Origin of the sequence: Gemmobacter denitrificans (genome assembly GCF_036964905.1) — a bacterium.
Taxonomy (GTDB): Bacteria; Pseudomonadota; Alphaproteobacteria; order Rhodobacterales; family Rhodobacteraceae; genus Gemmobacter; species Gemmobacter denitrificans.
Genome location: NZ_JBALHR010000018.1, coordinates 13,348 through 34,725, shown reverse-complemented (window position 1 = coordinate 34,725; position 21,378 = coordinate 13,348). Strand labels below are relative to the sequence as shown.

Below are 21,378 nucleotides of genomic sequence, written 5' to 3'. Positions count from 1 at the left end.
AGCCGCATGACCACGCCCGACCCGATCACCGCCCCGGCCGCCTTTCTGCGCGCCCTGTTCGATCGCGCTGTGGCCGTGGCCGATCCGATGCGCAATCTGGCCGCGCATCTGCCGCCCCGGCCACCGGGCCGGGTGGTGGTGGTTGGCGCGGGCAAGGCCAGCGCCCGCATGGCCGAAGCGGTCGAAACCATCTGGGGCCCCTGCGAAGGGCTGGTCATCACGCGCTATGGCTATGGCCGCCCCTGCGCGGGGATCGAGATTGTCGAAGCGGCCCATCCGGTGCCCGACAGCGCCGGGTTGGCTGCAACCGCGCGGATGCTGGATCTTCTGGCAGGTCTTGGCCCCGATGATTTCGTGCTGGCGCTGATTTCCGGCGGCGCATCCTCTCTGCTTTGTGCCCCGGCACCCGGGATCACTCTGGCCGAGAAGCAGGCGGTGAACGCGGCCTTGCTGGCCTCGGGGGCGCCCATTCAGACCATGAACACCCTGCGCAAGCATCTGAGCCGGGTGAAGGGTGGCCAACTGGCCGCTGCCGCCTATCCCGCCCGCATGCTGGCTCTGATGATTTCCGATGTGCCGGGCGATGATCCTGCCTTCATCGGGTCAGGCCCCACCGTCGGCGATGGCACGACGCCAGCGGAGGCCCGCGCCATCCTTGACCAATGGCAGATCGTGGCCCCGCCCTCGGTTCTGGCGGCGCTGGCCGAACCCGTCCGGGTGCTTGCCCCCGATGACCCGCGCCTGTCGCATGTCGAAAACCGTGTCATCGCCGCCCCAGCCCAATCGCTTTCTGCGGCGGCCCGGATGGCCGAGGCGGCAGGTTGCACGGTCACCCTGCTGGGCGACGCGCTGGAGGGTGAGGCGCGCGATGTGGCGGCCAGGATGGGCGCGCAGGCCCTGGCTCTGGCCGCAGGGCGCAGCCGGGATGCCGCACCGCTGTTGCTGCTGTCGGGTGGGGAATTGACGGTCACACGGCGTGGTGACGGGATCGGTGGCCCCAATGCCGAATTCTGCCTGGCGCTGGCACTGGCGCTGCAAAATGCCCCCGGCATTCACGCGCTGGCCTGCGATACCGATGGCGTGGATGGGGCCGCCGAGGTGGCCGGTGCCCTGATCGGCCCTGATACGCCGCTGGCCGGGGCCGCCACCGCTTTGGCGCGCAATGATGCCCACGGTTTCTTTGCCCAATGTGGCGCGCAGATCGTTACTGGCCCCACGCTGACCAATGTAAACGATTTCCGCGCCATACTGATCCTGTGATCGACGGGTCAAAGACGACCGATTTCCTATCGGAAACGACATTTCCCCTTGCGCCATCCGGTGATTCCCCTTACCCACGGCGGCGGGAAACCCCTCCCCACCGAGGGGCGTTTATCTGGAAGGATACCATGGCTGATCTGATCGCCCCGGCACTGCGCCCGGCAAACCCGCGCTTTTCCTCTGGCCCTTGCGCCAAGATCCCCGGCTTCTCCCTCGACATGCTTGCTGATGCGCCTTTGGGCCGCTCGCACCGTGCCGCTGTGGGCAAGGCGAAGCTGAAAGAGGCGATCGACCTCACTCGCGAAATTCTGGGCGTGCCTGCGGATTACCGCATCGGCATCGTGCCCGCCTCGGATACTGGCGCCGTGGAAATGGCGATGTGGAGCCTGCTGGGTGCGCGCCCGGTGGAAATGCTGGCCTGGGAATCCTTCGGCGAAGGCTGGGTCACCGATGTGGTGAAACAGCTCAAGCTCGACGCCAAGGTGCAGATCGCGCCCTATGGTGAGATCGTGGATTTCGCCACCGTCGATTTCGACTCCGACGTGGTGTTCACCTGGAACGGCACCACCTCGGGCTGCCGCCTGCCCAATGGCGATGAGATCCCCGCCGACCGCGCAGGCCTGACGATTTGTGACGCGACCAGCGCCGCCTTCGCGATGAATCTGCCTTGGGACAAGCTCGATGTCACCACCTTCTCCTGGCAGAAGGTGCTGGGCGGTGAGGGTGGCCATGGCGTGCTGATCCTGTCGCCCCGCGCGGTCGAGCGGCTGGAAAGCTACACCCCCGTCTGGCCCCTGCCGAAGATCTTCCGCCTGACCTCCAAGGGCAAGATTTCCGAAGGCATTTTCCTGGGCGAAACCATCAACACGCCGTCGATGCTGTGTGTGGAAGATTACCTTGTTGCGCTGAAATGGGCGAAATCCATCGGCGGGTTGCAGGGCCTGATCGCGCGGTCTGAAGCGAATGCCAGGACAATCGCCGATTACATCGCGGGCAAGGACTGGATCGCCAATCTGGCGGCACGGCCCGAGATCGCCTCTTGCACCAGCGTTTGCCTGAAATTCACCGATCCGCGCATCACCGATGGCGCCACCTTCGCCAAGAACGTGGCCAAGCGGCTGGAGAAAGACGGCGTCGCTCTGGATGCTGGCGCTTATCGCGATGCCCCTCCGGGCCTGCGCATCTGGTGCGGCGCCACGGTGGAACAATCCGATGTAGCGGCCCTGATGCCCTGGATCGAATACGCCTTCAACGCCGAGATCGCGGCGCTTTGATCCCCATTTGCGGTGCGCGGCCCCTGCGCACCCAGTCCCCCTTCCCCGCGATGCGCGGCCTACGCGCATCATTGTGAACAGACATTCGCAAAGGATAGCCCATGGCCCTCCGCGTTCTCGTTTCTGACGAACTTTCCGAAACCGCCGTCCAGATCTTCCGCGACCGTGGCGTCGAGGTCGATTACATGCCGAAGCTCGGCAAGGACAAGGAAAAGCTGGCTGAAATCATCGGCCAATATGATGGTCTCGCCATCCGCTCGGCCACCAAGGTCACCGAAAAGCTGCTGGAAAATGCCACCAACCTGAAGGTGGTGGGCCGCGCCGGGATCGGTGTGGATAACGTCGATATTCCGGCCGCGTCGAAAAAGGGCGTGATCGTCATGAACACGCCTTTCGGCAACTCGGTCACCACCGCCGAACATGCCATCGCCATGATGTTCGCCATCGCCCGGCAACTGCCAGAGGCTTCGGTTTCCACCCATGCCGGGAAGTGGGAGAAATCGAAGTTCATGGGGGTTGAGCTGTTCAACAAGACCCTCGGCGTGATCGGCGCGGGCAATATCGGCGGCATCGTCTGCGACCGCGCGGTGGGCCTGCGCATGAAGGTTGTGGCCTATGACCCCTTCCTGAGCGAAGAGCGCGCCAAGCAACTGGGCGTGACCAAGGTGGAGCTGGACGAGTTGCTGGCCCGCGCCGATTTCATCACGCTGCACGTGCCGCTGACCGACAAGACCCGCAACATCCTGTCGCGCGAGAACCTCGCGAAAACCAAGAAGGGCGTGCGCATCATCAACTGCGCCCGTGGCGGCTTGATCGACGAGGTCGCGCTGAAAGATGCGCTGGATAGCGGCCATGTGGCAGGTGCGGCGCTGGACGTGTTCGAGGTGGAACCGGCCACCGAGAACGTGCTGTTCAACCACCCCAATGTCGTGGTGACCCCGCATCTGGGCGCCTCCACCACCGAAGCGCAGGAAAATGTGGCGCTGCAGGTGGCCGAGCAGATGTCGGACTACCTGCTGACCGGTGCGGTGCAGAACGCGCTGAACATGCCCAACGTGACCGCCGAACAGGCCGCCGTGATGGGGCCGTGGATCAAGCTGGCGGGCCATCTGGGGGCCTTCATCGGCCAGATGACCGACGAGCCGATCAAGGCGATCAACATCCTCTATGATGGCCGCGTGGCCGACATGAACCTGGCCGCACTGAACCAATCGGTGATCGCAGGCGTGCTGAAGGCCCATAACCCGGATGTGAACCTTGTTTCGGCCCCCATCGTGGCCAAGGACAAGGGCATTCAGGTCTCGACCACCAAGCAGGACAAGACCGGCGCCTTTGATGCCTATATCAAGGTCACCATGGTCACTGACAAACGCGAACGCTCGGTGGCGGGCACCTGCTTTGCCGATGGCAAGCCGCGCTTCATCCAGATCAAGGGCATCAATATCGACGCCGAAGTGGGCGCGCATATGCTCTATACCACGAACGAAGACGTGCCGGGCATTATCGGCCTGTTGGGTATGACCATGGGCAAGAATGGCGTGAACATCGCCAACTTCACCCTTGGCCGGTCGGGCGTGGGGCAGGATGCGATTGCGCTGTTGTATCTTGATCAGGCCATCGACCCCAAGGTTGTCGAAACGCTGGAATCGACCGGCATGTTCCAGCAGGTCAAGCCGCTGCAATTCGACGTGGTCTGACGTCACAGAACCGGGCCGGAGCGATCCTCCGGCCCGGTTCCATCCATACTTGCCCTTTGAACCCTGCCCAAATACTCCACAGCGGTCAGGGACTGTGAACCCCGGCCCGTCCCGCCTCCCCCGCGAAAGGCCCACACATGCGCGCCTATGCCATCGGTGACATCCACGGCCACCTTGATCTGCTGCGCCGCGCCCATGACCGCATCGCCGCCGATATCGCCCGCCACGGCCCGGCCCCGGTGATCCATCTGGGCGATCTGGTCGATCGCGGGCCCGACAGCCAGGGCGTCATCCGCTTTCTGATGGAGGCCGAGGCGCACGGCGCGGATTGGATCACGCTCAAGGGCAACCATGATGATCTGTTCACCCGGTTCCTGCGCGATCCGGCGGCACCCACACCCGGTTTGCGGGCTGATCTGTCCTGGCTCCACCCCAAGATCGGCGGTGCGGCAACACTGGCTTCGTTCGGTGTTCGTGCCGCAGGCGACAGGCCTGTTGCGCCGGTTCATGCCGAGGCGCAGGCCGCCGTTCCCCCCGACATGATCGACTGGCTGGAAGCCCGCCCCACGCAGCACTGGCTGGGCGATTGCGTTTATGTTCATGCGGGTTTCCGCCCCGGCATCCCCTTCCATCGTCAGACCGAAACCGATCTGATCTGGATCCGCGAACCTTTCCTGTCGGACAACCGCGATCATGGCGCCCTGGTGATCCATGGTCATACCGCGCTGGACAGCGCCACCCATTACGGCAACCGCGTGAACATCGACAGTTCCGCCGCCTATGGGGGCCCGCTGACCGCCATCGCGGTAGAGGGACAAGATATCTTTGTGCTGACCGATCAGGGGCGCGAACCGTTACGCCCGGCCTGACAGGATCTGCCCCGCAAGCCGGAAAATGCGAAAAGCCCGCACCAAGCGCCACATTCCCGCCACAGGCTGCTAAGGCCCCGTTAAGGGCAGCGCGGCAGTCTTTCCGCGTGGGGGCACGAACCGACAACATGGGAAGTGCCAGAATGAAGACCGAAATGATTGATGGAATCCGCGTCCTGAAACTGCGCGATCACAGCCGCGCCGCCTCGGGCACCGCAGATGACATGATGACAATGGTGCATTTGTGGAAGCTGCTGTCAGGCGGGCATGCCCTGCGCGACATGACGGCCACGGATCGCCGTTTCCTTTAAGGCTGACAAGGGGGCCTCGCGTCAGGCCCCCTGCCGGTATGCGTTACGCTGCATCAGGCGCAACAGCGCCGCCAGCAGCACCCCAGCCGACAAACCTGCCACCAGAACAAAGAACCCGCGCGGCCCCATGCCCTGCACCAGCCCGGCCAAAAGCGGGGGCGCGAAGATCCCCCCCATCAATCCGGCCGCCACGACCAGCGGCGACACCCGCGGGTCATGCCCCATGCGGGCGATGGCTTCGACGAAATAGCCCGGAAAGATCATCCCGGCAAAACCGCCCGCCAGAACGAACCACCAGCCCGGCCCGGTCACCAGGGCACCGGCCATGCAGACCGCGATCCCGGCCACCGACAGGGTATAGAGCCGGAAAGGCGCAATCAGATGCGCCGCGAAGATCAGCACGATACGAAAACCAAGAAAGGCGACGAAAAAGCCGCTGAGCCATTGCGCCGCCTCGGATTCGGTCGAACCGGCCCGGACAAGCGCCGCCGGGCCCAGCCCGATCAGCACGGCCTCCAGCGCGATGCCCACCACGCCAAAGCCAAGGATCGCCCAATCCGGGCGAAACCCCGCCGTCTTGGTCTCGGCCGCCACGCGCCCGGTATCGCGCGCAATTGCCGCCACCCCCAGCAGAACCACAGCCAGTGCCAGCCAGATCGGGCGGAACGCACCATCCAGCACGACAAAAACCAGCGGTGCCACGATGGCCCCCAGCCCGAAGCCCGCATGCATCAGGCTGAGCATCGCCGGACCGCGCGGGCCAAAAACCGCAAGGATACGCGGGTTCAACAAGACGGACACACAGCCCTGACCAAGGCCCGTCAACGCAGCCCCGGCCAATGTCATTTCCCAACTGGCCCCCCAGCCCAGCAAGGCGGCCCCCGCTGCCAGAACCAGCAACAGCAGGCGCGGCACCACCCGGTCGCCCAGCAGATACATCAGCGCCACCCCGGCAAAGCAGCCCACCCAATGCACGGAAATCAGGGATGACACCGCCGCAAGGCTCAGGCCCTCTTCGCGCGACAGGCCCGCAAGCGCAGGGCCGTAAATCGCCTGCACCGCCCCCATCAGCATGAAGGTCGCCGCCGCAACGGCCAGCAGGAGCAGACGGTCGGCCCGGGAAAACTGCATCGCATACCTCTGGTTTGGCCCGCCTTGCATCATCCGCCCGCGTGGCAAAGTCAACGGCTGGCCCGCGCCCTTGTAACGCAACGTAAGGCTGGCAGTGCCGCCCGCAACAGCGCCATCATCGGGCAGGTTTTCAGCGGGGCACATCATGACCGACATTGTCATCCTTTCCGGCGCGCGCACGGCCATCGGCGGCTTTGGCGGCAGCCTTGCCGGCATCGCGCCGATTGATCTGGCCACCCATGCCGCCCGCGCCGCATTGGCACGGGCCGGGGTTGAAGGCGCGCAGATCGGCACCACGGTCTTTGGGCATGTCATCAATACCGAACCGCGTGACATGTATCTGTCGCGCGTTGCCGCCATGCAGGCGGGCGTGCCCGAAACCACCCCGGCGATGAACGTCAACCGGCTGTGCGGATCGGGTATCCAGGCCATCGTCTCGGCCACGCAATCGCTGTTGCTGGGCGATGCCGATTTCGCGCTGGCGGGCGGTGCCGAATGCATGAGCCGTTCGCCCATGGCGCTGACCACGGCCCGCTGGGGCCAGAAGATGGGCGATACCCGTGCGGTGGACATGATGACCGGCGCGCTGACCTGCCCCTTCGGCACCGGCCATATGGGCATCACGGCGGAAAATGTGGCCGCCGAATATGGCATCAGCCGCGCCGATCAGGATGCTTTCGCGCTGGAAAGCCAGGCCAGGGCGGCCCGCGCCATCGAGGCCGGGTATTTCCGCGATCAGATCGCCCCGCTGGAAATCCAGGGGCGCAAGGGCACCGTGGTGTTTGACACCGACGAACATCCCAAACCCACCAGCGCCGAGGCTTTGGCCGGGCTGAAACCGGTGTTCCAGAAGGATGGCACGGTCACGGCGGGCAATGCCTCGGGCATCAATGACGGTGCGGGCGCGCTGGTGCTGGCGCGTGCAGATGCCGCCACCCGGGCGGGGCTGACGCCGCGCGCGCGCATTCTGGGCTATGCTGTGGCCGGGGTGCGCCCGCAGGTCATGGGCATCGGCCCGATCCCGGCGGTGGAACTTCTGCTGCAGCGCACAGGCCTGACCCTGGCCGATTTCGACGTGATCGAATCGAACGAGGCCTTTGCCGCGCAGGCGCTGGCCGTATCCAAAACCCTTGGGCTGGACCCGGCAAAGGTGAACCCCAATGGCGGGGCCATCGCGCTTGGCCATCCGGTCGGGGCGACCGGCGCGATCATCACCGTCAAGGCAATGTACGAGCTGGAACGCACCGGCGCACGCCGCGCCATCGCCACCATGTGCATCGGCGGTGGTCAGGGCATCGCGTTGGCGATCGAACGTCTCTGACCCCGGATCACCTGATGATCAGCCGCGCGCGGGCCGAAAGGCCCGCCGCATCAATCACGCTCAGCGTGACAAAGCCTGCGCCGGCCATCTCCAGCAGGGTTTCGCGGGTGGTCAGGTTGGTTTTCAGCGGCAGCCCGTCGGCCATCACCGTGAAGGGTGCCGTGCCCCCCCGCAATTTGACCAGCACGCGCCCGTTCAGCCGTTCAACCTCGGCCCCGTCGGGCGGGAAGGCCAGCACCGGCGCATCTGCCGCCTGGAACGCGGCATTGCGCGACCGGAACCGCTGCAACGGCTGCGGCAGGTCGGCATTGGATACCAGAAGGGTGGCGGGCGGCGGGGGCGGCAGCGGGGTCAGGCTGCGGCTGATCCGGCCCATCGCCTGAAACAGCACCGGTGCTGCCGTATCGGCACCAAAGGCCCCCGGAACCGGCGTGCCATCGGCCCGCCCCATCCAGACCCCCACCACATGCCGCCCGTCAAAGCCGATGGCCCAGGCATCGCGGTGGCCGTAACTGGTGCCGGTCTTGTAGGCCAGACGGTTTTCCGGCGCACCGGGCGGCGGGGCCAACCCCGACAGGATATCCGCCACCTGCCAGGCCGCCACCGCCGAAACCACCCTTTGCCCCGCATCTGCGCCTTCGCCCGCCGCTCCGTCATGGCGCAGCGGCAAGGCCACCCCACCCCGGGCCAGCGCCGCGTAGAGCTGCACCATATCCTCCAGCGTGACGCCAACACCGCCCAGACTGATCGCCAGACCGGGTTCATCGCCCTTGAGTTCGGGCTGCATGCCCGCGCGGCGCATGGCGGCAATCAGCTTGGCCGGGCCAAGCGCCTCGGTCATGCGGACCACGGGTATGTTCAGCGACAGTTGCAGCGCCTCGCGCAGCCGGATGGTGCCCCGATAGATCTTGTCGAAATTCTGCGGCGCATAGGTGCCGAACTGCACCGGCTTGTCATCGATCAGCGTTTCGGGATGGGCCAGCCCTTCATCAAAAGCCAGCGCATAGACCAAGGGTTTCAGCGTGCTGCCCGGGGATCGCAAGGCCCGGGTCATATCGACAAAGCCTTGCCGCTGATCTTCGGTAAAGCCCGCCGATCCGACCGAGGCCAGAACTTCGCCCGACTGGTGATCGGCGGCCAGAATGGCGATCTGCATCTGATCGCCCTTGCCCGCCACCGCCTCTTTCGCCAGCGCCTCCAGCGCCTTTTGCAGCCCGGCTTCCAGTGTCACCTGATGGCGCGGGATTGATGGCTGCGCCTTCACCACCCGGTCGGCCAGATGCGCCGCCAGCATGGGCACGGGTTTGCGCGCTGCGGGGACCACCTCACCCTGCGTGGCGCGGGCTTCCTCTTCGGTGATGACGCCATTACCCAGGGCACGGGCCAGCACGCGGCCCCGCGCATCGGTCGCGCGCGCCGGGTGGCGATCCGGGCGGCGGCTTTCCGGAGCCTGCGGAATGGCCACCAGAAGCGCGGCTTCGGCCGGTGTCAGGCGACGCGGTTCCTTGCCGAAATAGGCCAGAGACGCAGCCCGCACGCCTTCAAGATTGCCACCAAAGGGGGCAAGATGCAGGTAAAGCTGCAGGATCTGTTCCTTGGTCAGCCGCTGTTCCAGCGCCAGCGCCAGCCGGATCTGGCGCAGCTTGCCATCCATCTTGCCGGTGCCGCTTTCCTCCAGCAGCCGGGCCACCTGCATGGTCAGCGTCGATCCGCCCGACACGACACGGCCATGCCGCAGCGCCTGCCCCATGGCCCGCAGCATCGACCGCCAATCCACCCCGGGATGCGACCAGAACCTCTTGTCCTCATACCCCACCAACATGGCGATATAGCGGGGGTCCACCTCTGCCAGCGCCACGCCCATGCGCCAGCGCCCGTCGGCCACGGTATAGGCCCGCAGCAGGATGCCATTGCGATCCACCACCTCGACCGATACGGGCAGCGACAGGGCCGGGATTTCCGTTGCAGCAACCCAATCGCGCCCGCGATCCATGGCAAAGGCCGCCACCCAAAGGGCAGCGACCAGGGTGCCAAGCAAACGGCCCGGCATCACTCGGCAATCGTGACCCGGCCCGTCCCGCTCTGGGCACGGTAATCCGGGCGATACATATCCTCGACCGAGGCCGAAGGATGGGTGAACACCCCCGGTGAAACCGCGCGCACCACATAGGCCAGCTTGAAGGGCGCGTTGTCATACCGATCAATCGCCGTCAGGAACCGGTCCTGCCGGAATTCGCTGTGCTGGGCATCGGTTTCCAGCCCCAGCCAATCCAGCGCCGAAATCGCGCCGCCACCGATCAGGTTCGGGTTGTCGATCTCGAATCCGGCAGGCAGCGGATCGGCCACCATCAACCGCGCTTCACCCCGGCCAAAGGGCGTGACTTCCAGCACGGTGACCAGCCGGGTTCCCACCTTCACCTGTGTCGCATCGGCAGGCTGGCCATCCAGCGTAAAGTAGCTGCGGGTAATGGCATAGCCGTTGCCCCCTGCAGCAACCGGTTCCGACGGCACGCCATAGGTGGTGACGGTCAACTGGGTCTTGGCGCCATTGTTCTGCACCGCGACCGGGGCCGAGGCATCAGTCGCCACCCGCACCAGCGGACCCGTGACCGGCAGGCCATTCAGCGTGACATCCGCGCCCGCACCATCGATCAGCGCATTTGTGGCCAACAAGGTCCAGACGCTTTCCTGCGTGGAAAGCGCACCTTCCGTGGCGATGCGGTTCACCAACTCATCGCGGTTCACCGCCTCGGACCCGGATTCAACGGCCAGCGTCAGAACCGCCGCCGCATCGCGCTGGTCGGTTCCGTAATCGGCACGATAGATCTGTTCCGTGCTGGGCGGCTCGGCATCCAGCCGCGCCATGGCCTTGCGGAACATCTGATCCGCCCGGCCCGGATCGCCATAGGCCGCCAGCGCCGCGCCCAATTGGGCCTGTGCCAGGGCCGTGGCGAAGGCATCACCCTTCACATCGGCATAATAGCGCAGATCGCCCACCGCCGCCGCCCCTTCGCGCGCCAGCACCAGCAGGGCATAGGCCAAGGCCTCGCCGCCATTGTCGAAATCGCTGTGGTAGTTGACCTGATTGCGCAGATTGTCCAGCGCGTTGCGGAAGGCCAGATCGGGCACCTGATGCCCCTGCGCCCGTGCCCGCGACAGGAAGTCGGTCACATAGGCATCCAGCCACAGGTCGCCCCCGGCATAATCGGGAGCCGACCACAGGCCGAAGGCCCCTTCGCTGTTCTGGTTCTGCAGAACTTCGGTCACGGCCTGGCTGATGCGCAGGCTGATGTTATCGGCCCCTTTCAATTGCATCGCCTGGGCCACCTGATCGAAATAAACCAGCGGCAGCGCGCGCGAGGTGATCTGCTCGGTGCAGCCATAGGGATAGCGGTCCAGCGCGGCCAGCACGCCCGGCGCATTCAGCCGCGCAATCGGGCCGATGGCCAGCGTGGCCTGACCCGTGCCCGCCGTCAGACCGGCAAAGACACTGGCATCAAAGCTGAAGGTCTGGCCCGGCTCCAGATCAAGGCGCGAGATGCGCGCAATCTCGGGCTCGCCCGATTGCACCGGCAGGGCCAGGGTCTTGAGCAGCGACTTGCCATCCGGCGTTGTCAGTGTGACGGTGATCTTGTGCAACCCGGCCGCCGCCGCAGTAACCGGCACCGACAGCGTGACCTTCTGCTTTTCGCCCAGATCAATTTCGGTTGGCGCGGCGCCAAGGGTGACGCCTTCGCCCGCGACGGCCAGCGCCATGCGGCCCGCCGGGCCGGTGGCATGAACGATTTCCAGCAGCAACCGGCTTTCATCGCCCGGTGCCATGAAGCGCGGCAGGGATGCTGTCACCACCACCGGATCGCGCACCAGAACCTCGGCCTCGGCCTGTCCGACGCCCTTGCCCGACCAGGCGACCGCCATCACCTTCACCGTGCCATTGAAGGATGGCAGATCAAAGCTGGCGCGGGCCATGCCATCGGCACCCACCTGCACCGGACCGGTGAAATAGGCCACAAGCTCTTCTGTCGGCGGGGGGGCCTGCAGGCGGGCCTGCGCCCCGGCATCGCCGCCCGAACGCACCTGCCCTTCGGCCCCGTTCAGCCCGTCGATCAAGCGGCCATAGACATCGCGAATACCCATTCCCAGCTTGCGCTGGCCAAAGTAATGCGCCGCCGGATCGGGGGATTTGAACCCGGTCAGGTTCAGAATGCCCACATCCACCGCCGCAAGGGTAACAAAAGCCGTATCGCCTTCGGCCACGCCATCCACCTTGACCGCGATCTCCAGCGGGCCGCGCGGCGCGGCCTCTGACGGAGCTTGCACCACGACATTCAGGCGGGCCGCGCCCGGATCAATCGCCGCATGGGCCAGACCAAGCGCCCGCGCCGGGTTGCGCCCTGCCGCCACATCCATCGGTCGCAGGACTGATGCGGTCACATAAACGCCTGCACCCCAGTCATCGGTGACCGGCAGGTCAATCAGGTTCTCACCTTCGGCCACATCAACCGCCTGCATCGACACCAGCCGGTTCGACATCACCATGACCAGCGCCTTGCCCGCCGCGCGCGGCACCAGACGCAGCCGGGCGGTCTCGCCCGGGCGATAGGCCGGTTTGTCGAGCGAAAGCTCCAGCGTGTCCGGGCTTTCGGTCGCATCCGCCGGGGCATACCAACCCGCATAAAACAGGGTGGAGCTTTCGGCGGGTGTGCCGTCCACGCGGCTGACGGCGAGTTCATATTCGCCCCATTGCACCGGGGCGGAAATCTGCATCGGATCGGTGCCCAGGTCGGCACGGCCTTCGGCAATGCGGGTGCGGGTGGTGACCGGCTCCCACATCCAGTTGCCGGAATACTGATACCATTGCCAATCGGTCTGCACCCGGGTCAGTTCCCACGCGACCTGCATCGGCACGGGTGCCGCACCCGCCCCGACCCCGATCAGCTGGAACCGTGCCTCGCCGTTTTCGGGCACGACCCCATCGAACAGGGGCTTGATGCCGATCATGTCAGAGGATGGCGCAAGGATCTGTTCGACCTTGCGCTCGACCGGGCGGCCCGACCCTTCGGCGATGCGCAGGGTCACGCGCGCCTCCAGCGGGCGGCCCGGATCGTCGGCTTCGGGCAAGGCTGCAAACACCGTGGCCTGACCTGCGGCATCGGTGCGCGCGCCGCTTTCGATGGGCTGCAGGCGGGCATCAAAGGGCGCATCATGGCGACCGAAGACATAGTCGGGGAAGCCAGGCAGCCCTTTGGCCGCACGCAGCAGCACCTCGCCTTCAATGGCCAGATCGGCCCCGGGCGCGCCGAACAGATATTTGGCATCCACCTGCAATTCGGCCACATCGCCCAGCGACAGCGGCGTATCGGCCAGTTTCAACGTATAGTCGATCCGCTCGGGCAGGAAATCTTCGACAAGGAAGGTTTGCGCCGTCAGCGCGGGCGCTTGGGGATCGGCCAGAACTTCCAGACGCCAGACACCGCGCGGGGCTGATCCGGCAATCGGCAGGGCAAAGACATGCCCGCCCTTGCCGCCATCCGCCACCTGCTGGCGGGCATATTCCACCCCGTCCGGGCGTTTCAGCACGGCAATCAGGGGCAGGCCTTCGATGGCCCCCGCCTGCGCATCGCGGGTCAGCGCGGTGGCATAAACGGTTTCGCCAGCGCGATAGGCCCCGCGATCGGTGGTCAGGAACACATCAATCGGCGGCGCGGCTTCGCGGCCTTCAACCCCGCGATCCGACAGATCAAATTCGGGATCGGTCAGCGACAGGAAGGCAATGTCGCCCTCACCTTCGCGCACCACCACCATGGCAGGTGCCGCCCCTGCCGTGCCGCGCGTCAGCCCGGCATCAAACCGGGCATAGCCCTGATCGTCGGTCGTGGCCGTCGCCAGCACCGCATTGGCACGGCTGATCACTTCGACCGTCACGCCCGGCTTGGCATCGGCAGTTGCCAGACTGCGGACGATGACATGCAGCCCGTCCACCCCCGACAACGTGGTCATGCCCAGATCAGAGATCACGAACCATTGCCAGGCCGCAGGCACGGCATAGGGGTCCACCCCCGGCACGGCTGCGCGCAGGGCATAGATTCCCGCGGGCAGGCCGCTGATCGCTTCTGTCATCGACAGACGGGTGGTGACATCCTTGTTCACCTCCTGCACCACGTCTGCCGTGCCTTTCCACAATTCCTCGCCCACTTCGCCCGCAAAGGCACCTTCCTGATATTCGGCCATCGGCGCACCGAAATAGCTGTTCTGAATCGACCGCAGCAGGTTGCGATCGGAAACCCGATACAGCGTCAGGTTCAGCTTTTCGGTGTTGACCGTCTGCACCGGCAGGGCGGCATTGTCGGATTTGGGCAGCACATAGGCGCGGCCCGGGAAGCGCACGCCCGGCGCACGGTCGCGCACATAGGCCGAAAGCTGCACGGATTTCGCGAGGGTCTGCCCATCCGCCGCAGGCAGACCTTCGCGCAGAGTGAACTGATAGCGGCTGCCATGCTGAACGCCTTCGATGCACAATTGCCTCCAGCCGCCCGGCGCGACCGTCAGGCCCGTGTCCGGCAGTTGCACGAAGGGCGCATAATCCACCCCGGTATTCGCCAGATCTTCGGACAGGTTCACACAGATGCGCGGGCGGGCATTGTCGGCCTGCACATCGGTTTCCAGCACGCGGAAGCCATATTTTCCGGACGCATCCGCCAGCAAGGCCTCGGTATCGTCGCGGCTTTGCTGGGCCTGCGCCAGCCGCAGCGCCTTGACCATTTCTGATCCGCGGCCCGTCGCTTCCAGACCAAGCGCCAGTTGCACCAGCGCATTGTGGCGCTGCGCGGCATTGGGCGCGCGCAAATAGCCATTGGTCGCCGCCATGACAGCGCGGGCGCGCAGATCGTTCTGATCGCCCTGATTGGCGGTGGCGGCCGACATCAGCAGCCGCGCATATTCAACCCAGACATCCGCCTTGTCCGAGGCATTGACCGCTGCGCCCGCAAAATCTGACGCGGCAAGATAGCTGCCCTCTGCCTCCATCTGGCGGGCCGATTGCAGATGTTCGTCGGCTGTCCAGTTCCCGCTGGTGTGGCGGTTGGCCAGCCCCTTGGCCTGATCCAGCGCCGCCGCGAAATCGCCGTCATGCAGCATGGTCAGTTCGGCCCTGCGATCGGCAGCTGCGGCCACGATCTTTGGGTCATTCATCACCAGACGGGCCGAAAATGCCCCCTGATAAAAGGCCTCGGCCCCCGGATTGGCCTTGGGGAAGCACGATCCATTGCGGCTGTTGAAGGTGAAATGTGTGCAGCGGGCGTCGGCCAGACAGGCCCGCGCGCAAGCCTCGATGGTGGTATCAAGCTGGGTGGACAGATCGCCCCCGGGCAGATCGGCATCCTGGCTCAGCACAAATCGCTTTGCGGGCACGGTTTCCTGCGCCTGCGCCCCTGCCCCCAGACCAAGGCCAACCAGAACGCAGCCCACAAGGGCCGCCAGACGAAAGCCACGCATCGAAATTCCTCCAGAAAACGGATGGCCGGATGCTGCCACGCCCTGCGCCATTCTGCAATTGCCAGCACAAGATCAGATGGAAATGTTCCCGTTAAACCTTGTTTCATCTTGTTGCCTCAGCTTGGCCCCTGTGACGGTGACTCGGGGCTTCAGGCAGCATGGATCTGGCGGAACGGCTGGCAATCGAACGGCGCGCGCGACTGGCAGCGGAACGGCTGCTGGAGCAGAAAAGCCGGGAGCTTTATGCCGCCAACGAAAAGCTGGGCATGCATGCCAGGGCCCTGTCGGAACAGATCGTCGAACAGCGCCAGGTGGTGAAATCCGCCCTGTCCGAGGCCGAGGCGCTGAAAGGCCAGAACACCCGCTTTCTCAACGATCTGGAACGGGCACATACCACGGCGGTGATGGCGGAACGGCGGTTGTGGGATTCGATCAACACCATCCGCGACGGCTTTGCCGTATTCGATTCTGCCAACCGCCTTGTCGCGGCAAACAGCGCCTTTCGCGCCTTGTTCGAGGCCGACACCATCGCCCCTGGCATGGATTATGCCGCCATCCTGACCGAAGCCGCCGAAAACGGCCTGATCGATATCGGCGACAAGGAACCGGCGGAATGGTGTGCGCAGATGCTGGCCCGGTGGGATGATGATCCGATTGAACCCATGGTGCTGCAATTCGTGACCGGGACCTGGGTCAGGCTGGTGGATCGCCGCGCCCGTGATGGCGACATGGTCTGCCTTGCCGTCGATATCACGGAACAGATGCGTATCTGGGCGGCGATCGAGGCCATTCCGGATGGATTCGTACTTTATGACAGAGAGGACCGGCTGATGGTCTGCAACCAACGCTATCGCGACATCTATGCCGAAAGCGCCCCTGCCATGGTGCCCGGCGCCACGTTCGAATCGATCCTGCGCTATGGTCTGGAACGCGGCCAATATGCTGAGGCCGAGGGTCGCGAAGAAGAATGGATCGAGGAACGCCTGCGCCAGCGCAGCCGCAAGACAGCCGATTTCGAACAGCATCTGGGCGATGGGCGATGGCTACGGGTGATCGATCAGGAAACCCCGGATGGGGGCCGGGTGGGCCTGCGGGTCGATATCACGCGCGAACGCGAACAGCAGGCCGCGCTGGAGGCCGCGCGGGAGACCGCCGAAGCCGCCGTTCGCGCGAAATCGGCCTTCCTGGCCAATATGAGCCACGAGATCCGCACGCCGATGAACGGGGTGGTGGGCATGGCCGAATTGCTGTGCGACAGCCCGCTTTCCGAAGAGCAGCGGTTGTTTGCCGACACGATCCGGTCATCGGGCGAGGCGCTGCTGGTCATCATCAATGACATTCTCGATTATTCCAAGATCGAGGCGGAACGCCTGACCCTGCATCCGGAACCCTTTGATCTGGAACGGGTGATTCACGAAGTCTCCATGCTGCTGCAGCCCCGCGCACGGGCAAAGGGTGTGGACATGCTGATTGATTACGACATGTTCCTGCCCACCCGCTTTGTCGGCGATCCGGGCCGGTTGCGGCAGGTACTGACCAATCTGATCGGCAATGCGGTCAAGTTTACCGACAAGGGCCATGTGCTGATCCGCGTGGTGGGGCTGGAAACGGGTTCAGGCGCGCAGCAACTGCATGTCACGGTGGAAGATACCGGCATCGGCATTGCGCCTGAAAATCTGGATCACATCTTTGGCGAGTTCAATCAGGTCGAAAGCGCCAGTAACCGCAAATTCGAGGGCACGGGGCTTGGGCTCGCGATTTCCCGCCGCTTGATCGAACATATGGGCGGCGCAGTCTGGGTGGACAGCGAACTGGGCCGGGGGTCGTGCTTCGGGTTCCGCCTGTCGCTGCCGGTCGCCGAACTGGGCGAAGATCACCCTGCACCGGTCGATCTGAAACGGGCGCTTGTGGTCGATGAACAATTCATCAACCGCACCATTCTGGAACGGCAGCTGACCACCTGCGGCGTAGAGGCCGTGCTGGCGCGCACCTCTGCCGAAGCGCTGGCATTGCTGGAACAGGATCGGGGTTTCGATGTGATCATCGCGGATCAGGATCTGTCTGATCCTGATGGTCTGGGTCTGGCGACGACGCTGCGCGGGCAGGGGATCGATCTGCCGATCCTGCTGCTTTCGGCCAATCCGGCCATGGGTCGCGAACTGGACGCCGTCGGCCATGTGACGGGCTTTCTGCAAAAGCCCCTGTTGCGGTCCGATCTGTACCGGCGGCTGCAAGGCCTGTCTGCCCCGCCAGCCGATCAACTGGCACAGGCCGCGCCCCGTGGCGAACAGGCCCACCGTGCGCTGCGGGTTCTGGCCGCCGAAGACAATCGCACCAACCAGCTTGTGTTCCGCAAGATGGTGAAGGACCTCGATATCGATCTGACCTTCGCCCAGAACGGGCGCGAGGCGGTGGAACTGTATCAAAGCCTGCAGCCCGATCTGATCTTCATGGATATTTCCATGCCGGAAATGGACGGGCGTCAGGCCACGCAGGCGATCCGCCGGATCGAGGCGGGCCGCAGCCATGTGCCGATCATCGCACTGACAGCACATGCGATGGAAGGTGACGATGCCGCGATCCTTTCCGCCGGGATGGACCGTTACCTGACCAAACCGCTGCGCAAGACCGCAATTTGCGAGGCGTTGATCGATTTCAGCCCACCGGATGTTCGCCCGGTGACCGGGCAGGCAGCAGGCCAGACGGGGGCCGTGGCCAAAGCGGCCGTTGAACCGCAACAGGGGGCCGCTTGAACGCGCAGGCTTTTGCCGGTTGACCGCATCGTGAAACGGCAATGGGTGCAAGCATCGGCGCCGTTGGTTATATTGGCGGCATGAAAACGCTTCGCGCCGCCCTGGCCCCGCTTGTCCTGCTGTTGCTGTCTCTGCCCGCCCAGGCGGAAAAGGTGTCGCTGCAGGCGCTCTCTGCCTATCTGAACGCTCTGACCACCGTTGAAGCCGGGTTCACCCAGGTGAACGCCGATGGCTCGATCAGCACCGGAACGATCTTCATCAGCCGCCCGGGCCGCGTGCGCTTTGAATATGCCCCGCCCGACAAGTCGCTCGTTCTGGCGACATCGGGCAATGTGGCGATTTTCGATGCCAAATCGAACCAGCCGCCCGAACAATATCCGCTGTCGAAAACCCCGCTCAGCCTGATTCTGGCCAAGCAGGTCGATCTGGCACGCGCCCGGATGGTTGTCGGCCATCGGGAGGATGGCAATACCACCCGCGTTACCGCGCAAGACCCCGAACATCCGGAATATGGCACGATCGAAATGGTGTTCACCGCCAACCCGGTCGAATTGCGGCAATGGGTCATCACCGATGATTCCGGCAATCAGACCACGGTCATTCTGGGCGAGATGGAAAAGGGCAAACGATTCCGCCCCGATCTGTTCGACATCACGCTTGAAATCGAACGGCGGGGCTGATCAGCCCCGTCCGCAGGCCGAAAGCTGGGCGGCATAGGTTTCGGCGCGCGATTGCACCCGCGCCGAAACATCCAGCAACCAGCTTTTCGCATTATAGCTGCCATTGGCAAACCCGGTCCGGCCTTCGTGATAGGCCAGATACTGGCTGCGGGCATCCCATTTTGAAATGCCCAGCCGCTGTTCGCTGCCATGCATGTACCAGCCCATGAAATCGGTCGCATCGTCGATCCGGTCGCGCCGGGCCCTACGGTTGCCGGTTTCCTTCTGGTATTCCTCCCAGGTGCCATCCAGCGCCTGGCTATAGCCATAGGCCGTGCTTTGCCGCCCCATCGGAATGATGCCCAGGGCAAAACGGTGCGGTGTGCGCGCATTGCCGATGAACTTGCTTTCCTGATGGATCGTCGCCATCTGCACGGGCACCGGCACGCCCCAGCGGCGTTCGGTGCGCTTCATCGCGCTGTAATATTCCGGACGCTCGCGCAGGATCGCGCAGGCATCATCAAGGTCGCGCGGCGCCGAGAACCTGCCACCACCCCCGCAAGAGGCCAATAGCAACAACAGGATCGACGCACGGAGAAGTCTGCTCATCTGCCCCTCTCGTGTCTTGTTTTGCAGCAAGGATAGGGCAAATCCCCCCGGGGGGAAATGGGCCGCACGGGGGTTTTGTGTCATTTCTCCGCGAGAATTGGCGCCAACTGTCAGATTCGAACCGACAGACTGTTTCCCTCGAATCAGCCTTGTCTGGTGGACGAGAAACTTCTGAAGCTGTAGTAAACAGGTTGGGGGACTGGTGCGATGTTAAAGACACAAGCAAAATACCATCTGGGACAGGTGCTGCGCCATCGCAAGCATCCGTTTCGTGGTGTCGTGTTTGATGTCGATGCGATGTTCTCCAATACCGAAGAATGGTATGCCGCCATCCCCGAGGACAGCCGCCCGGATCGCGACCAGCCCTTCTATCACCTGCTGGCCGAAAACGACCAAAGCTATTACGTCGCCTATGTCTCAGAACAGAACCTTGTGCCCGATGATACCGGCGAGCCGGTCGATCACCCCGATCTGCACGATCTGTTCGGCGATTTCGAAGACGGGCGCTATCCGCTGCAGTTTCAGCTGAACTGACACCGCCCGCCAGATGGGGGCGGTGCCGGATGGCACGGATCAGCCGTGCTTGATCATCACATGCCGGACCACGCTGTAATCTTCCAGCGCATAGGCCGACATATCCTTGCCGTAACCCGATTGCTTCAACCCGCCATGCGGCATTTCATTGACCAGCATGAAATGGGTGTTGATCCAGGTGCAGCCATAGCGCAGCCGTGCCGCCGTCGCCATCGCCCGGCCCACATCCCGCGTCCAGACGCTGCTGGCCAGACCATAATCGCTGTCATTCGCCCAGGCGACCGCCTGATCCACGTCATCAAAGGGCGTGATCGAAACAACCGGGCCAAAGACCTCGCGCTGCACGATCTCGTCGCCCTGACGTGCCCCGGCGATCACCGTAGGGCGGTAATAGAACCCGTCCTCCATCACCGCGCCGCCCGTGGTGATTTCAACATGGTTCAATTCGCGGGCCCGGTTCACGAAACTGGCCACCCGGTCGCGCTGGCGCAGGCTGATCAGCGGGCCGATTTCGTTGGTCGCATCATCGGCATTGGCCAATTGGATGCTGGACACGGCCGAGGTCAGATCGGCCACCAGCGAATCATACACCTTCTTGCCCGCATAGATACGGCAAGCGGCGGTGCAATCCTGCCCTGCATTGTAATAGCCGAAGGCCCGCAGCCCTTCGACCACTTCGGCCACATCGGCATCATCGAAGACCAGCACCGGGGCCTTGCCGCCCAGTTCCAGATGGGTGCGTTTGACCGTGCGGGCCGCGGCATCCAGCATCTTGCGCCCGGTTGCCACATCGCCGGTCAGGCTGATCATGTCCACGCCCGGATGGTGGATCAGATAGTTGCCCACCGTCTGCCCCCGTCCGGTGATCACGTTCACCACGCCTTCGGGCAGTTCTTCGGCCAGGATGCGCGCCAGTTTCAACGCGGTCAGCGGGGTTTGTTCGCTGGGCTTGAACACCACCGTATTGCCCGCACCGATGGCCGGACACAGTTTCCACGCCATCATCATCAGCGGATAGTTCCACGGCGCGATGCTGGCGATCACACCCACCGCATCGCGGCGGATCATGCTGGTATGGCCCGGCAGATATTCCCCCGCCACCTGCCCGTGCTGGGTCCGCACGGCCCCGGCGAAAAAGCGGAAGCAATCCACGATCGCGGGAATTTCGTCATTGGTGGCGGCATTGATCGGCTTGCCGCAATTCAGCGCCTCCAGCGCGGCAAAGCCTGCCGCCTCCGCCTCGATCCGGTCGGCGATGCGCAGCAACCGGGCCGATCTTTCGCCGGGCGTGGTGCGGCTCCAGCCATCAAAGGCCTTGCGCGCGGCGGCCACCGCCGCATCCACCTGTGCGGTCGAGGCTTCGGCCACGTTCAGGATCAGCGCGCCGGTGCGCGGGTTCAAGATCGGCTCGGGCGTTTCGGTCCCGGCTTCGAAGCGCGCACCGATCAGCAAGTCGGTATCGATCT

Annotated in this window: 14 protein-coding genes; 9 read left to right on the top strand and 5 right to left on the bottom strand. The window is 64.5% G+C overall.

From position 1 onward, the window contains the following. Window positions 1-6 precede the first annotated feature (6 nt). From V6590_RS18720 to V6590_RS18700, 5 genes are all read left to right on the top strand, one after another. Window positions 7-1,260, top strand: a complete 1,254-nt coding sequence (locus V6590_RS18720) for a glycerate kinase type-2 family protein (protein ID WP_335425221.1) — start codon at window positions 7-9, stop codon at window positions 1,258-1,260. Between the two features lie 128 nt (window positions 1,261-1,388). Next, window positions 1,389-2,534 (top strand): phosphoserine transaminase, encoded by a 1,146-nt coding sequence (locus V6590_RS18715; protein ID WP_335425220.1) that lies wholly within the window; start codon window positions 1,389-1,391, stop codon window positions 2,532-2,534. Between the two features lie 101 nt (window positions 2,535-2,635). Beyond that, the gene (serA, locus tag V6590_RS18710) at window positions 2,636-4,231 is read left to right on the top strand and encodes a phosphoglycerate dehydrogenase (RefSeq protein WP_335425219.1); all 1,596 of its coding nucleotides are present in this window, start codon (window positions 2,636-2,638) and stop codon (window positions 4,229-4,231) included. A 137-nt stretch (window positions 4,232-4,368) separates the two neighbouring features. Continuing rightward, window positions 4,369-5,100, top strand: a complete 732-nt coding sequence (locus V6590_RS18705) for a metallophosphoesterase (RefSeq protein WP_335425218.1) — start codon at window positions 4,369-4,371, stop codon at window positions 5,098-5,100. A 143-nt stretch (window positions 5,101-5,243) separates the two neighbouring features. After that, the gene (locus V6590_RS18700) at window positions 5,244-5,411 is read left to right on the top strand and encodes a hypothetical protein (RefSeq protein WP_335425217.1); all 168 of its coding nucleotides are present in this window, start codon (window positions 5,244-5,246) and stop codon (window positions 5,409-5,411) included. 21 nt (window positions 5,412-5,432) lie between these two features. Here V6590_RS18700 and V6590_RS18695 read toward each other — a convergent pair whose 3' ends face one another. Next, window positions 5,433-6,698 carry an MFS transporter gene (locus V6590_RS18695; protein WP_335425216.1) on the bottom strand — a complete coding sequence of 422 codons (1,266 nt, stop codon included), beginning with the start codon at window positions 6,696-6,698 and terminating at the stop codon, window positions 5,433-5,435. Between V6590_RS18695 and V6590_RS18690 the strand changes: the two genes are divergently transcribed. Beyond that, window positions 6,688-7,863, top strand: a complete 1,176-nt coding sequence (locus tag V6590_RS18690) for an acetyl-CoA C-acyltransferase family protein (RefSeq protein ID WP_335425215.1) — start codon at window positions 6,688-6,690, stop codon at window positions 7,861-7,863. The two genes, V6590_RS18695 and V6590_RS18690, sit on opposite strands and share 11 nt — an antisense overlap. Window positions 7,864-7,870: 7 nt before the next feature. Here the strand turns inward: V6590_RS18690 and pbpC are convergent, their stop codons facing one another. Then, window positions 7,871-9,916 carry a penicillin-binding protein 1C gene (gene pbpC, locus V6590_RS18685; protein WP_434063285.1) on the bottom strand — a complete coding sequence of 682 codons (2,046 nt, stop codon included), beginning with the start codon at window positions 9,914-9,916 and terminating at the stop codon, window positions 7,871-7,873. After that, entirely contained in the window at window positions 9,913-15,357 is a 5,445-nt protein-coding gene (locus V6590_RS18680) for an alpha-2-macroglobulin family protein (RefSeq protein WP_335425213.1), read from the bottom strand. The genes pbpC and V6590_RS18680 overlap by 4 nt, the downstream gene beginning before the upstream one ends. Window positions 15,358-15,515: 158 nt before the next feature. Between V6590_RS18680 and V6590_RS18675 the strand changes: the two genes are divergently transcribed. Both V6590_RS18675 and V6590_RS18670 read left to right on the top strand, forming a co-directional pair. Beyond that, the gene (locus V6590_RS18675) at window positions 15,516-18,110 is read left to right on the top strand and encodes a response regulator (RefSeq protein ID WP_335425212.1); all 2,595 of its coding nucleotides are present in this window, start codon (window positions 15,516-15,518) and stop codon (window positions 18,108-18,110) included. An 80-nt stretch (window positions 18,111-18,190) separates the two neighbouring features. Further along, window positions 18,191-18,790, top strand: a complete 600-nt coding sequence (locus tag V6590_RS18670; protein ID WP_335425211.1) for a LolA family protein — start codon at window positions 18,191-18,193, stop codon at window positions 18,788-18,790. Here the strand turns inward: V6590_RS18670 and V6590_RS18665 are convergent, their stop codons facing one another. Continuing rightward, window positions 18,791-19,378: a transglycosylase SLT domain-containing protein gene (locus V6590_RS18665; RefSeq protein WP_335425210.1), complete on the bottom strand. Its 588-nt coding sequence runs from the start codon at window positions 19,376-19,378 to the stop codon at window positions 18,791-18,793. 207 nt (window positions 19,379-19,585) lie between these two features. On the opposite strand from V6590_RS18665, the gene hspQ reads away from it, so the two are divergent. After that, window positions 19,586-19,912, top strand: a complete 327-nt coding sequence (hspQ, locus tag V6590_RS18660) for a heat shock protein HspQ (protein ID WP_335425208.1) — start codon at window positions 19,586-19,588, stop codon at window positions 19,910-19,912. A gap of 39 nt (window positions 19,913-19,951) precedes the next feature. Here hspQ and V6590_RS18655 read toward each other — a convergent pair whose 3' ends face one another. Then, on the bottom strand, window positions 19,952-21,376 hold the full coding sequence (locus V6590_RS18655) for a gamma-aminobutyraldehyde dehydrogenase (protein ID WP_335425251.1): 1,425 nt from the start codon (window positions 21,374-21,376) through the stop codon (window positions 19,952-19,954). Window positions 21,377-21,378: the final 2 nt, after the last annotated feature.